General features: G+C 72.1%; 12 protein-coding genes. 2 read left to right on the forward strand and 10 right to left on the reverse strand.

The window, feature by feature from the left end:
* Positions 1-15: 15 nt before the first annotated feature.
* The 8 genes from uriT to ACZ4Z1_RS37670 form a co-directional block, all read right to left on the reverse strand.
* Positions 16-1,455 carry a uridine transporter UriT gene (uriT, locus tag ACZ4Z1_RS37635; RefSeq protein ID WP_468491178.1) on the reverse strand — a complete coding sequence of 480 codons (1,440 nt, stop codon included), beginning with the start codon at positions 1,453-1,455 and terminating at the stop codon, positions 16-18.
* Complete coding sequence (gene uriH / locus ACZ4Z1_RS37640; protein WP_468491179.1) at positions 1,452-2,399, reverse strand: uridine-preferring nucleoside hydrolase UriH; 948 nt, start codon at positions 2,397-2,399, stop codon at positions 1,452-1,454. Before uriH ends, uriT begins: the two co-directional genes overlap by 4 nt.
* Before the next feature lie 391 nt (positions 2,400-2,790).
* Complete coding sequence (locus ACZ4Z1_RS37645) at positions 2,791-4,404, reverse strand: ATP-dependent DNA ligase (protein WP_468491180.1); 1,614 nt, start codon at positions 4,402-4,404, stop codon at positions 2,791-2,793.
* A 72-nt stretch (positions 4,405-4,476) separates the two neighbouring features.
* The gene (locus ACZ4Z1_RS37650) at positions 4,477-5,373 is read right to left on the reverse strand and encodes a carbohydrate ABC transporter permease (RefSeq protein WP_468491181.1); all 897 of its coding nucleotides are present in this window, start codon (positions 5,371-5,373) and stop codon (positions 4,477-4,479) included.
* Positions 5,370-6,251 carry a carbohydrate ABC transporter permease gene (locus ACZ4Z1_RS37655; RefSeq protein ID WP_468491182.1) on the reverse strand — a complete coding sequence of 294 codons (882 nt, stop codon included), beginning with the start codon at positions 6,249-6,251 and terminating at the stop codon, positions 5,370-5,372. The genes ACZ4Z1_RS37650 and ACZ4Z1_RS37655 overlap by 4 nt, the downstream gene beginning before the upstream one ends.
* Before the next feature lie 58 nt (positions 6,252-6,309).
* Entirely contained in the window at positions 6,310-7,650 is a 1,341-nt protein-coding gene (locus ACZ4Z1_RS37660) for an ABC transporter substrate-binding protein (protein WP_468491183.1), read from the reverse strand.
* Positions 7,651-7,696: 46 nt separating this feature from the next.
* Positions 7,697-8,530, reverse strand: a complete 834-nt coding sequence (locus tag ACZ4Z1_RS37665; RefSeq protein WP_468491184.1) for a PfkB family carbohydrate kinase — start codon at positions 8,528-8,530, stop codon at positions 7,697-7,699.
* An 85-nt stretch (positions 8,531-8,615) separates the two neighbouring features.
* Complete coding sequence (locus tag ACZ4Z1_RS37670) at positions 8,616-9,644, reverse strand: SIS domain-containing protein (protein WP_468491185.1); 1,029 nt, start codon at positions 9,642-9,644, stop codon at positions 8,616-8,618.
* 157 nt (positions 9,645-9,801) lie between these two features.
* On the opposite strand from ACZ4Z1_RS37670, the gene ACZ4Z1_RS37675 reads away from it, so the two are divergent.
* Complete coding sequence (locus tag ACZ4Z1_RS37675) at positions 9,802-10,875, forward strand: LacI family DNA-binding transcriptional regulator (RefSeq protein WP_468491186.1); 1,074 nt, start codon at positions 9,802-9,804, stop codon at positions 10,873-10,875.
* Between the two features lie 37 nt (positions 10,876-10,912).
* Here the strand turns inward: ACZ4Z1_RS37675 and ACZ4Z1_RS37680 are convergent, their stop codons facing one another.
* On the reverse strand, positions 10,913-11,761 hold the full coding sequence (locus ACZ4Z1_RS37680) for a helix-turn-helix domain-containing protein (protein WP_468491187.1): 849 nt from the start codon (positions 11,759-11,761) through the stop codon (positions 10,913-10,915).
* A gap of 205 nt (positions 11,762-11,966) precedes the next feature.
* On the opposite strand from ACZ4Z1_RS37680, the gene ACZ4Z1_RS37685 reads away from it, so the two are divergent.
* Positions 11,967-12,722 carry an SDR family NAD(P)-dependent oxidoreductase gene (locus ACZ4Z1_RS37685; protein WP_468491188.1) on the forward strand — a complete coding sequence of 252 codons (756 nt, stop codon included), beginning with the start codon at positions 11,967-11,969 and terminating at the stop codon, positions 12,720-12,722.
* A gap of 93 nt (positions 12,723-12,815) precedes the next feature.
* On the opposite strand, the gene ACZ4Z1_RS37690 is transcribed toward ACZ4Z1_RS37685, so the two are convergent.
* On the reverse strand, positions 12,816-13,151 hold the full coding sequence (locus tag ACZ4Z1_RS37690) for a YkvA family protein (protein ID WP_468491189.1): 336 nt from the start codon (positions 13,149-13,151) through the stop codon (positions 12,816-12,818).
* Positions 13,152-13,216: the final 65 nt, after the last annotated feature.

Here is a 13,216-nt window from a genome sequence, read left to right on the forward strand (position 1 = left end):
GGCGCGCGGCGGCGCTCACTCGTGTGCTTCGGCCTCCACCGGCTTCGGGATCAGGAACGACGCCGCGAGGGCGACGGCCATGATGACGACGCCGGCGATCATTCCGGCGGTGTAGCCGGAGGCGGACGACGGGTCGTCGGCCGGTACGGCGGTCTTGACCGCGTACAGGGCCGCGAAGCTGAGGCCGGAGCCGAGGTTGAACGCTCCGGCGTTCAGGCCCGGCAGGAAGCCCGGGTTCTCCTTGGGCGACAGCACGATGCCGAGTCCGTTGAGCACGATGTTGGCCACGCCCGCGTAGGTGATGCCCACCAGGATGGAGGCGGCCAGCAGCAGTCCCCGCGAGTGGGCGGAGAGCGTGACGATCATCAGGACGACGGTCGCCGCCGCGCCGACCAGCCCCAGCCGCAGGATGCGGCCGTACCCGAACGTCGCCGCGAGCCGGCCGGCGATCGGGCCCATGGCCAGGCCCGCGATGGCGTACGGGGTGAGCGTCCACCAGGCGGACTGCTCGGCCGACATGCCGAGCCCGGCCTGCGCGTCCTGCGCGAAGGCGGGGATGAGCCCGTTCATGACGGCGAAGACGCCCGTCATCGTCAGCAGCGTGGTCAGCAGCGTCGCCCAGGTCGAGCGCTGCCGCAGGTGCCGTGTGGCGACCAGGGGGTGACCTGAGCGGTCCTCGGTGCGCCAGAACAGCCAGAACGCGGCCGCCGCCACGACCACGAGGACCGCGATGAGCGGCCAGTTCGCGGCGGCCAGCTTGCCCGCCTCGTTGAGCGCGACCAGCAGGGAGCCGACCGACACGACGAGCAGGACGACGCCCGGCCAGTCCATCCGGTGGCTGTCGGGTGCCTTCGACTCGGGAGCCATGGTCGCGACCAGGGCGGTGGCGATCGCGGCGACGACGGCCATGGCCCAGAAGACCGCGGCGAAGCCGTGCCGGTCGGCGAGGTAGCCGCCGGCCAGGGAGTCGACACCGGCGATGCCGCCGTTGACCGCGGTGATCACGCCGAGCAGTGTGCCGTACCGCTTGGGTTCGGTGACCTCGACCCGCAGCATGATCAGGCACAGCGGTACGGTCGGCCCGGACACGCCCTGGATGACGCGGCCGACGAACAGCATCGGCACGCTCTGTGCCAGCGCCGCGACGATGCAGCCGACGACCATCAGGGCCATCATCCCGGCGAGCACCCGGCGGCGGCCGATGATGTCGCCGAGCCGCGGCAGGAACAGCGAGAACAGCGCCGCCGAGGTGAAGAAGGCGGTCTGGGTGAGCCCGATCTCGGCCGAGGTGGCGTCGAGGCTGTCCTCGATGCTCTTCAGCGCGGGGCTGAGCATGCTGGCGTTGAGCTGGAAGGCGACACAGGCCGTCAGCAGCGCGGTGACCAGGACACCGACCCGTACGGAGCGCCCGGGACCCGCCGTCTCGGCGGGCCGGGCGGTGTGCGGCGCGCTCATGCCTCGACGTCGCCGATGCGCTCAAGGGCGTCCACGACGAGGTTCCAGAACCGTTCGTGGTCCAGCTTGACGGCGACCTGGGTGCGGCAGTCCTCGGGGATCGGCCAGCGGAAGTCGGTGACGGTCATGCCCATGGTCAGGCCGCCGGTCAGCTCGATGTCCACGGGGGCCTTGCGGACGGTCATCACGTCCGGGTCGATGACGTAGGCGACGGCGCAGGGGTCGTGCACCGGCGGGTACTCGAAGCCCTGGTTCTCCCGGTAGGCGTCGCGGAAGAAGTCCAGCAGTTCCAGGACGAAGGCGGCGGGCCTGGTGCCGACCTGGGCGATCTTCTTGGTGACCTCGGGGGTCGCCAGCGCCTGGTGCGTGAGGTCCAGGCCGACCATGGTGACGGGCCAGCGCTCGTTGAAGACGATGTGCGCGGCGTGCGGGTCGATGACGATGTTGAACTCGGCGACCGCGCTCCAGTTGCCCTCGTGGTAGCCGCCGCCCATCAGGACGACCTCGCGGACGCGTTCGGCGATCCGCGGCTCCTTGCGCACGGCGAGGGCGATGTTGGTCAGGCCCGCGGTGGGGACGATGGTGATTTCGCCCGGTTCGTGGGACATCACCGTGTCGATGATGAGGTCGACGGCGTGCCGGCGGTCGAGTTCGACGTTCGGCTCGGGCAGGTCCGGGCCGTCCAGTCCGGTGTCGCCGTGGATCTCGGGCGCGTTCTCGATGGTCCGCACGAGGGGCCGCGGGCAGCCGGCCGCGAAGGGCACGCCGGTGATGCCGGCGATGCGGGCCACGGACAGCGCGTTGCGGGTGACCTTCTCCAGGGTCTGGTTGCCGACCACGGTGGTGACGGCGACCAGGTCGATGTCGGGATTGCCGTACGCCAGGAGCATGGCGATCGCGTCGTCGTGCCCGGGGTCGCAGTCGAGAATGATCTTTCTGGCCAACGGAAGAGCCCCTTTGCTCAGCTGAAGGTGTTGAAGTGGATCTCTTGGTGCACAGCAGAAGGGCTGTTACCGAAAGAGCGCGGACGGACGGCGGCGCACCGGCGCGGCGGACGGGGCCGACACGGCTGGTGCTACCGGGCACCTCCCCTTCGACACGGTTCGGGTAATCGATTTCACGGCGGCGTTGCCCCCGCCCAAGGCCCTGACCAGCGGTCGAGTCCCTATCCCGTCATAGTGCCAGAGCATTCGGGCGGGGCGGGCATCCGGGGCGCCGGGCCGGTGGCACGTGCCCGACCGGCCCGGTGGTACGTGCCCCGGTCGGCCCGGCGGCACCCCTCGCACCCATGCGGCACACGCCCCGGCGCCCCCCGGTACGCGGTACGCGCCCCCGTCAGCCCGCGGCGCCCGGCTCCTTCGGAGTGTCCGGTGCCTCACCCTCCCCCGGACCGGCGGGTGCGTCCGGCCCCGGCCGGTCGTGCGCGGCGAGGACCGTCTCGATGGTGTCCGCCTCGGCGGCCGTCTTGTCTTCGCGATAGCGCAGCACCCGGGCGAAGCGCAGCGTCACGCCCGCCGGGTAGCGGGTCGAGGTCTGCAGGCCGTCGTACGCGATCTCGACGACCAGCTCGGGGCGTACGGTCACGACGTACCCGCTCTCGTCCACCGCCAGCTCGCGCAGTCGTTCCGTCTGCCAGGCCAGGGTGGCGTCGGTGAGTCCCTTGAAGGTCTTGCCGAGCATGACGAACGTGCCGTTCGGGCCGCGCGCGCCGAGGTGGAGGTTGGAGAGCTTGCCGGTGCGGCGGCCGTGCCCCCACTCGGCGGCCAGCACCACCAGGTCGAGCGTGTGCACCGGTTTCACCTTCAGCCAGGCGGCGCCGCGGCGGCCCGCGCTGTACGGCGCGTCCAGCGCCTTGACCATGACGCCTTCGTGGCCGCGGCGCAGCGTCTCGGCCCAGAAGTCCTCGGCGGCCCGGCGGGCCGCGGTGTCGGCCGGGTCGTCGACCACCGTCCGGCGTACCCGCCGCTCCCGCGGCACCAGCCGGACCAGTTCCGCGTGCCGCCGGTCGCCGGGCAGGTCCAGGAGGTCCTGTCCGTCCACGGCGAGCACGTCGAAGAAGACCGGCGACAGCGGCAGCGCGGCCCGTGCGGCGGCCACGTCCACGCGCGAGCCGAACCGGCCGGCGATCTGCTGGAACGGCAGCGGGCGCCCGTCGTCGCCGAGTGCGATCACCTCGCCGTCCAGGACGAAGCAGGGCGCTTCCAGGGCGAGCGCGGCCTCGGTGATCTCGGGCAGCCGGCCGGTGACGTCGTCGAGGGTGCGGGTGTAGATCCGTACGTCCGTGCCGTCGCGGTGGACCTGCACCCGGATGCCGTCCAGCTTCTCCTCCACGGCGCACCGCCCGGCCTTGTCGACCGCCTCGGCCAGGGATTTCGCGCCGTGCGCCAGCATCGGCCCGACGGGGCGCCCGACCGTCAGCCGGAAGGCGGCCAATGCCGGGGGCCCTTCGGCGAGCAGGCCGCGGGCCACCTCCTCCAGGGACCCGGCCAGCATCACGGCCCGCCGTACGTCCGCGACGGGCACCTCGGCCGCCGCGGCGATCGCCTCGGCGGCGATGGCGTCCAGCGCGCCCTGCCGTACCTCGCCGGTCAGCAGCCCCACGAGGAAACGTTGCTCCTCCGCGGTCGCCGCACCCAGCAGCTCCTGGACGAGACGGCGCCGCTCGGCCTGGGAGCCGGGCCCCGCGACGGCGGCCAGGGCGGTCAGGGCCGCGTCGGTGCCGAGCACGGTCAGCGTGGCCGTGTCCGCGGCCGGCACGGGATCCCGCAGGACGCTCCAGCCGACCCCGATGCGGCCCTGCGGCAGCCGCCCCGCCAGGTAGGCGATGGCCACCGGCGCGTCGTCGGGGGCGGCCTGGCGGAACAGCTCGGCCAGCAGTTTGATCTTCTGGGACCGCGCCGAGGTGGCGGCGACCTCCCCGGACACATGGGCGAGACGAGCCAGCAGCATGCAGCCATCCTGCAACGCCGACGCCGCCCCCGCACGATCACCGGCGCCGGCGGCCCGCGCCCTCTCCCCCGCTCACTTGCCGAACCCCTCGGACAGGCCGCGGACGAAGTGCCGCTGGGCGACCAGGAAGATCACGATCATCGGCAGCGCGGCGATGGTCAGGCCCGCGAAGAGCATCGGCCAGTCGGAGTTGAGACGCCCGGCCATGTCGGCGAGCCCCACGGGCAGCGTCTTGAGGTGGTCGTCGGTGATGAAGACGAGCGCGAAGGCGTATTCGTTCCAGGAGAAGAGCGCCTGGAGGAGCGCGGCCGAGACCAGGATCGGACGGGCCATCGGGACGACGACGCGCCAGAAGGTCTGCCAGCGGCTCGCCCCGTCGATCAGCGCCGCCTCCTCCACCTCCACCGGCTGGCCCAGCAGGTAGGCGCGGATCAGGAAGGTGGTGAAGGGCACCTTGAAGGCGGTGTAGAGGACGATCAGCGCCCAGTACGTGTCGTAGATGTGCAGCGCCTGGAGGAGCTGCGTCAGCGGGACCAGCGCCACGGTCGGCGAGAGCATCATGGCGCCGAGGACGAGCAGCAGCGCCGGCTGGGAGAACGCGATGGCGAGCCGGGTCAGCCCGTACGCGGCCCAGGCGCTGATCAGGACGACGGCGAGGACGCTGGCGGCGGTCACGAGCGCACTGTTGAGCAGGTAGCCCAGCACGCCCTGGTGCCACGCGTCGGCGTACGTCCCCCAGTCGGGGTGCGCGGGCAGCCCCCACGGGTCGGAGAAGATCTCCCCGTTCGTCTTGAGGCCGGACAGCGCCATCCAGCACAGCGGGTAGACGACCGCGACGGCGAGCGCGGCGAGTGCGCAGTACGTCAGGACGCGCAGGACGACCGAGCCGGAACGGGCGGGCCTGCGGCGCTCGCCGGACGCGGCCGGCGGGGCTTTCGCCGGTGCGGGCTCGTGCAGGGTCAGGGTCATGCCGCTACCGCCTTCCGGCGCGAGTGGAGGAGCTGGACGGCACCGGCCACGAAGGTGATGGCGAACATGACGGTGCCGATGGCCGCGGCGTACCCCATGTCGTCCCCGGTGAAGGCGCTGGCGTACAGCCAGGTGCCCAGCGTCTGGCTGGAGTTGGAGGGGCCGCCGCCGGTCATCACCATCACCTCGTTGAACACGAGGAAAGCGCCGGAGACGGTGAGGATGACGAGCAGCGTCGTCATCTCGCGGACCATCGGCACGGTGACGGCGAAGAAGGTGCGGACGCGGCCCGCGCCGTCCACCGTCGCCGCCTCGTACAGCTCGCGTGGGATGCGCTGGACGGCGACCGTCAGCAGCATCGTGGTGTAGCCGAAGGACTGCCACTGGCTCATGTTGACGACGCCCCAGATGGAGGTCGCCGGATCGCCCAGCCAGTCGTGCGCGAAACGGCCGAGTCCCAGGGCGTCCAGCGCGCTGTTGATCAGGCCCGCGTCGGGCTGGTAGAGGAACTGGAAGAGCAGGCCGGCGACCGTCATGGAGACGGCCGCGGGGATGAAGTAGACGGTGCGCAGCAGCCCGCGCAGCCGCCGCCCGATGACCCCTTCCAGGATCGCGGCCAGCACCAGTGCCGCCCCCACCTGGAAGACGACCGAGGTGAGCGCGTAACAGAGGTTGTTGAGCAATGCCTTCCAGAAGACGGGGTCCTGGAGGGCCTGCCGGTAGTTCTCCAGACCGACGTAGCGCATGCCGGGCTGGAAGACGCTGAACTTGAAGAGGCTCAGCCGGATGTTCTCCACGATCGGGTAGTAGACGAACAGGGTGATCAGGGCGAGGGCGGGGGCGACGTACAGGGCGTGGCGGAATCGGCGTCGCTGCATGACGGCGGCACCTCCTTCGGGACGTCGGGTCGCACGGGGCTCGGCTGTCGTACGGGACTCAGTTGCGGACGCGGAAGCGGTGGGCCTGCTCGGCGCCTTCGCGCACCTGGCGCACCGCCTGTGCCGCACCGGTGCGGCCCCCGAGGACGGCTTCGGCCGCCGACAGGTACGGGTTGACGATCTTGTCGTCGGCGCGGGTGTCGAGCCAGAGCGCCAGGTCCTGGCCGGCGAGCGTGCGCTGCGCCTCGGGCAGCCCCTTCAGGCGCGCCGCGTCCGCCGTGCCCTTGACCGCGCTGAGCCAGCCCAGGTCGCGCACCATCGTGCGGGCCTGGTCCCGGCTGGTGAGGAACTTCAGGAAGTCGACGGCGAGCGCCTTGTTCGGGGAGGAGTTGGCGACGAGCAGCCCGTCCGCTCCCCCGGCGACGGCCCGGGCGGAGCCCGCGGCACCCGGTATGGCGGGCATGGGGAAGAAGTCCCAGTTCTTCGCGAACTTCTCCGGAGCGCCGCCCTTGGCGCTCAGGTAGGAGAACTCCAGCGTCTCCAGGTACTGCATCGCGGCCTTGCCGTACAGCAGCCGGGTCTGCGCGGACTCGTGGCTCATGCTCGTACCGGACGGCCCCATGCAGCGCTTCCTGAGCTGCGCGAGGTCGTCGAAGGCCCGCTCGTAGCCGGGGTGGCCGAAGGCCCCCGTACCCCCCTCCCCGTCGTAGTCCCTGGCCAGGACGGCGGCCGGGACCTCCATGGCGTTGAACTGGGTGAGCAGGTGCCCGGCGGGCCAGCCGTACTGGTTGCCGAAGGCGAGCGGGGTGTAGCCCGCCTCGGAGATGCGGTCACAGGCCGTCAGCAGTTCGGGGAAGGTACGCGGCTCCCGCGCGAGCCCGGCCTTCGCGAAGATCTCCTTGTTGTACGCGAAGACCTTGGCGTCCCGGTTCAGCGGCACCCCGTACCGGCGCCCGCCGAAGGTGAACGCGTCCAGCGCCTCCGCCTCGAACGAGCGGCCCCACGCGGTGTCGCGCAGCGGTTCCGACAGATCGGCGGCGAGCCTGCCGTCGGCGAACTTGCGCGCGTACCGGCCGGGCCAGGCGAAGTAGATGTCGGGCATCTCCCTGGACGCGGCCAGCACCGCGATCCGGTCCTTGTACGGCTGGTCGCCCACGGCCTGGAGGTCGATGGTCACACCCGGGTTGCGGCGCTCGTACGCGCGGACCGCGCCGCGGAAGTACGGGGCGTACTCCGGATCGGCCCACTTCTCCAGGACGGTGAGGTGCCCGCGCGGGGGCCCGTCGAGGGTGAAGTCGTCCGGGGTGACGCGGACGGGGGCCTGTCCGCACCCGCTGACCAGCAGGGTCAGCAGGGTGACGAGCAGACAGCCGGCGACGGCGGCGGGAGTGCGGCGCATCGGCTCTCCTGGCGGGGATCGGCTCTCCTGGCAGGGGGGAGCGGGGTCAGGGACATCGGGAGGGGTCGCGGGGGCGTGTGCCGTCGAGGGCGAGCGGCCGTCCGAAGGCGCCGGGCAGTGTGCACACGGCCGCGGCGTACGTGGCGGCGTACCCGGCCGCGTCGGCGAGCGGCCGGCCCCGGTGGAGGGCGAGGTGCAGGGCGGCGATGAAGGAGTCGCCGGCGCCGAGGGTGTCGGTGGCGCGGACGGGCACGACCGGCTGGTGGTGCGTGGTGCCCTCGTACGACAGGTAGGCGCCCCGGGCGCCCCGCGTCACCACGGCCAGCTTCGCGCCGAGGCGGTGCGCGCGGGCCAGCAGCCCGACGGCCTCGTCGTCGTCCGCGTCGGGCCGGGAGAGGACGGCGCTGCGCACGAAGGGGAGCAGCGGCTCGGCGTAACTCCACGGCCGGTCGGAGAAGTCGAAGCTCACCGGGCAGGCGGCGGCCAGCCGCGGCAGCTGCTCCTCCATGCCGCTGCAGTCGCCGGTGTGCACCAGGTCGAAGCCGCACAGCCAGCGCAGGTCGGCGTCGTCCGGGGTGAACAGGGAGATCGTCTCGTCGCAGTCGCCGAAGGTCCGGTTGCCGTCGCCGTCGAGGTGCACGGTGGCGTACGCGTTGGGCCCGTCGCCGATACGGGACCGTTCCGTCGATACGCCCTCGGCCGCCAGCGCCGCCCGTACGTGCCGGCCGGCCGCGTCGCTGCCGGTGACACCGAGGTACGCGGCCTCGGCACCGCAACGGGCCGCGTGCACGGCCACATTGAGGGCGTTGCCGCCCGGGTACATCAGCCCGCGCCGGGGGTAGCGATCGACGACGTTGTCGCCGAGTCCGCAGATGCGCATACCGCTCTTTCCTCCAGTTGGCTCCGGTGGGGGCCGGCCCGGCACGCCGACGCGCGCCGGGCCGGGCGAACGCGGCGGAGCGGACTCAGTACTCGACCTGGAACATGTAGCGGCGCTTGTCGAGGTCGTGGCCGCGTACGGACTCGTAGTGGCGGGCCAGCCGGGTGCCGAAGACGTCCAGCGCGATGGGTGTGATGTCGCCGCGCACCTCCTCCGGCACACCGGGCAGCGAGAAGATCCTGGAGTCGACGTGGTGCGCCTTGCGGGTGTACTTGTCGAGGAACGCCTTGGTGCGTTCGGCCATCGGGCGGGTGGCGTCCTCGCCGAGGAAGAGGATCACCGGCTGGTCCTCGGTGACGACCTCGAAGGCGCCGTGGAAGAACTCACCGGCGTGGTAGCTGCCGCCGTGCTTCCACTGCATCTCCATCAGGTAGCACATGGTGAAGCCGTAGCCCGCGCCGTAGTTGGGGCCGGCCGAGAGCACGTACGTCACGGGTTCGTCGGCCAGCGCGGTGGCGATGGAGTGCGCGAGCTCCTCCCCCTCCTCCTGCGCCGTGTACAGGGCATCGGGCAGCGCCTCGTAAGCCTTGCGGACCGCCGCGTAGTCGCCCGCCACCCCGGTCTTCTCCAGCAGCGCGTACGCGAGCTGGCCGAAGAGCACGCCCTTGGGGGCGACGACGGTGTCCTCGCTGCGGTACGTGAAGGCGATGTCGGCGGCCTGCGCCAGGGGGCTGTCGGCGTCGCGGGTCAGCGCGGCGACCTCGGCGCCGGCGGAACGGGCGTAGCGGGCGGCGGCGACGGTCTCCTTGGTGGTGCCGGTGTGCGAGGAGACGAGGACGAGGGAGCCCTCGCCGAGCAGCGCGGGCCTGCGCAGGTTGAACTCGTCGCTGTTCATCTGGAAGACCGGGAACCCGGCGCGGGTCTCCAGGAGGAAGTGCGCCGGGTAGGAGGCGGTGAGCGAGCCTCCGCAGCCGACCAGGAAGACGTTGCGCAGGCCGCCGTCGACGGCCTCGGCCACGAAGTCGCGGGCCGTCTCGTACTGGCTCAGGGCGAAGGCCACGGCCTCCTTGAAGTCCTCGGTGATGGGCTTGAGGGGCAGGGTTGCGGTGGTCACGCGGATCCTCTCCGAGCGGTATGGGAACGTTCCCAATCCAAACCGGGAACGCCCCTCGCAAAAATTTGGGAACGTTCCCACCGGGAATGCTGGGAACCTTCCCACCGCCCTCGGCAAGGCGTCAATACCCGTGCACAGCCGCTAGCCTGGCGAGGCCATGACGACGAACCGACGCAGCGGCCCGCACCGGCCCGCCACGATCCCCGACGTCGCCCGCGAGGCGGGCGTCTCCCGGTCCACCGCCTCCCGGGCCCTCGCCGAATACGGCTCCGTCAGCCCCGAGGCCCGCGAACGCGTACGCGCCGCGGCGCAGAAGCTGGGATACCGCCCCAACCAGCTCGCCCGGTCCATGATCACTGGCCGTACGCACACACTGGGCGCGGTCATCGCCGACATCCAGAACCCGTTCTTCGCGGGCGTCACCCGCGGCATCACCGACGCCGCCCGCGCCGCCGGCTACCAGATCCTGCTGGCCAACACCGACGAGGACCCGGCAGCCGAACGGGCCGCCGTGAAGACCCTGCGCGACCAGCACGTCGACGGCCTGATCGTCTCCCCCGCCTCCACCACGGACACCGCCCACCTCACCGCCGCGCACACCGGCGGCTGCCCGGTCGTCCTCCTCGACCGGCGCGTGCCCCGCCTCGGCCTGGACTCCGTCACCGTCGACAACCACGGCGCCGCCCAGGACGCCGTACGCCGCCTGCTCACCATGGGACACCGCCGCATCGCCCTGGTCAGCCTGGTCGGCAACGACGCCACCGACGACCCGGTGGACCCCGGCTCCACCGGCCTCGCGCGCATGGCGGGCTACCGCGCCGCGCTCCGCGAAGCAGGCATCGAGGACACCGACACGTACCTGCGCACCGGCGCCTTCCACGGCCAGGATCCGGCCCTCCTCACCCGCGACCTGCTCGACTCCCCCGAACCGCCCACCGCCGTCTTCGCGACCGACAGCCTGATCGCCCTGGGCGTCCTGTCCGCCGCACGCGAACTGAGCCTGCGCATACCGGAAGACCTGTCCGTGATCACCTTCGACGACACCGACTGGGCCCGCGCCGTACGCCCCCGCGTCAGCGTCGTCGCCCAGCCCGTCCAGGAACTCGGCGCCCAGGCCGTCCACGCCCTCGTCAACCGCATCCAGGGCAGCACCCGTCCCCCCGAACACATCACGCTCCCCACGGAGTTCGTGGAGCGGGAGTCGGTCGCCCGGGCGCGGGAGGGGCGGTGAGGGGCGGCGCGAGGCCACGGAGATCCATCAGAACGCTCTAAGCGTGGCCGCGGGTCTCGGTCCGGTGGTGGGTGGCGTGGAGGGTGCCGAGGAGGTCGAGGGACTGGGCGCTGGGGGTGGCCGGTTCGGCGTGGTAGATGACGAGTTGCTGGCCGGGGGCGTCGCGGACGTCGAAGGCCTGGTACGTGAGGGTGAGGGGGCCGACGTCCGGGTGGCGGAGGTGCTTGGCGTCCCGGGTCTTGCCGCGTACGGCGTGGGCGTTCCAGAGGCGGGCGAAGTCCGTGCTGTGCTCGGTGAGGGTACGGACGAGTTCGCGCAGCCGTGGATGGTCCGGGTCGCGGCCGGCGGACTGGCGCAGGTTGGCGACGGTGGCTTCGGCCGCCCGGTGCCAGTCCGCGTAGAAGCTCCGGCCGGCGGGGTCGGCGAAGACCATGCGGGCCAGGTTGTCCGCCGGCCGGAACGGGGCGAAAAGGGCCTCGGCCAGGGCGTTGGCGGCGAGGAGGTCCAGGGCCGGGCCGAGGACGAAGGCCGGGGTGTTCGGGTATCCGTCCATCAACTGGCGCAGTGCGGGGCTGACCTGCGCGGCAGAGCGGTCGGGAGGTTCGTCGCCCGGTGCGGCACCGGCCAGTCGGTACAGGTGCGTGCGGGCGTCCGCATCGAGGCGTAGCGCGTGGCTGAGGGCGTCGAGGACCTGCGGCGACGGGTTGCGCTCGCGCCCTTGTTCCAGGCGGGTGTAGTAATCGGCGTTCATCCCGGCCAGGACGGCGACTTCTTCGCGGCGCAGTCCGGCGACTCGGCGGGTCCCGTAGCTCGCCATGCCGACGTCCTCCGGCCGCAGGCCGGCGCGGCGTGCGCGCAGGAAGTCTCCCAGGTGGTTGTCGTCCATGGGGTCAGGCTATGCGGCGGCTCGGTGGGCTCCCCGGGTGTGGTGCACCCAGGCAGGAGACGTCCTGGTCCGCCGCCGCTGACCTGCCCAGACTCGGTGGAGCAGGAACAGGAACAGGGCGGCGAGGGGCACGGAGGCTCGGGGACCGGGCTGTCCCGTGCCCCGGAACGGCCATCAGTGACAGCGAGGATCGAGGTTCATTTCCATGGCAGGACGGCTTGACGGCAAAGTCGCGCTGATCACCGGTGCGACCGGCGGCATCGGTACGGCGACCGCCGGGCTCTTCGCCCGTGAGGGCGCCCGGCTGGTGGTCACCGATGTCGCCGAGGGGCCCTTGCGGGACCTGGCCCACCGGATCGGGGCAGGCGGCGCCGAGGCCGTCGCCGCTCGGCTCGACGTCTCCTCGGCGCGGGAGTGGGACGAGGTGGTCGGCGTCGTACGCGACCGGTTCGGGGCCCTGGACGTGCTCGTGAACCTCGCCGGCATCGTGGACTGGCCGGGTGTCGAGGACACGCGGGAGGAGGCGTGGGACCGCGTCATCGATGTGAACCAGAAGGGCACCTGGCTGGGAATGAAGGCGGCGATGCCGCTGCTGCGCGCGAGCGGGAACGCGTCGGTGATCAATACGTCGTCGGTGCTCGGACTCGTGGGGAGCGGCGCGGCGGCGGCCTACCAGGCGTCCAAGGGCGCGGTGCGGCTGTTGAGCAAGACCGCCGCGGTCGAGTACGCGCGGCAGGGGGTACGGATCAACTCGGTACACCCCGGGGTGATCGCCACGCCGATGATCCAGGAGCTGCTGGACGAACAGGGCGATCAGCAGCCGGACATCCTGCGCACCCCGATGCGCCGGGCCGGTCACGCCGACGAGGTCGCGCCCGCAATCCTCTTTCTCGCCTGCGACGACTCCTCGTTCGTCACCGGCTCGGAACTCGTGGTCGACGGCGGGCTCACCGCGCACTGAGAACGTCCGTACCGGCGCGGGTCCGCGCGGCGCGAACCCGCGGCGGCGTGAGCCCCTGCGATCGCCCGCGCGGCCTCCGGCGTCCGTACGCCGTCACGCCTCCGCCTCGACCTCCGGCGGCGCCGCGGACCGCTTCCCCTTGCCGCCCTTGCGTACGCCCGAGGCGTCGGCCGCCGCCTGCAGTGAGCGCAGGGCCAGCACGAGCACGCCGATGTCGTCGAGCAGGACCGGGTCCGGCAGCAGGTCGACCGGGGAGATCACGTACAGCAGCGCGCCCCAGTACGCGAGCTTGTTCTCCAGCGGTACGCCCGCGTCGCGCAGGGCGCTGCGCGCGCGGACCACCTTGACCAGGAGCACGATCGCCGCGCCGGCCATCGCCGCGAGCAGAACCGCCACGATCACCACGATCGCCCACATCTCACCGCTCATCCCTGACGTCTTCCCTTCGTCGCGTGGGGAATGCCGGTCGGCACCGGCATTCTTCGTCCGGTACG

The sequence above is a fragment of the Streptomyces sp. NPDC030165 genome, from assembly GCF_055573595.1.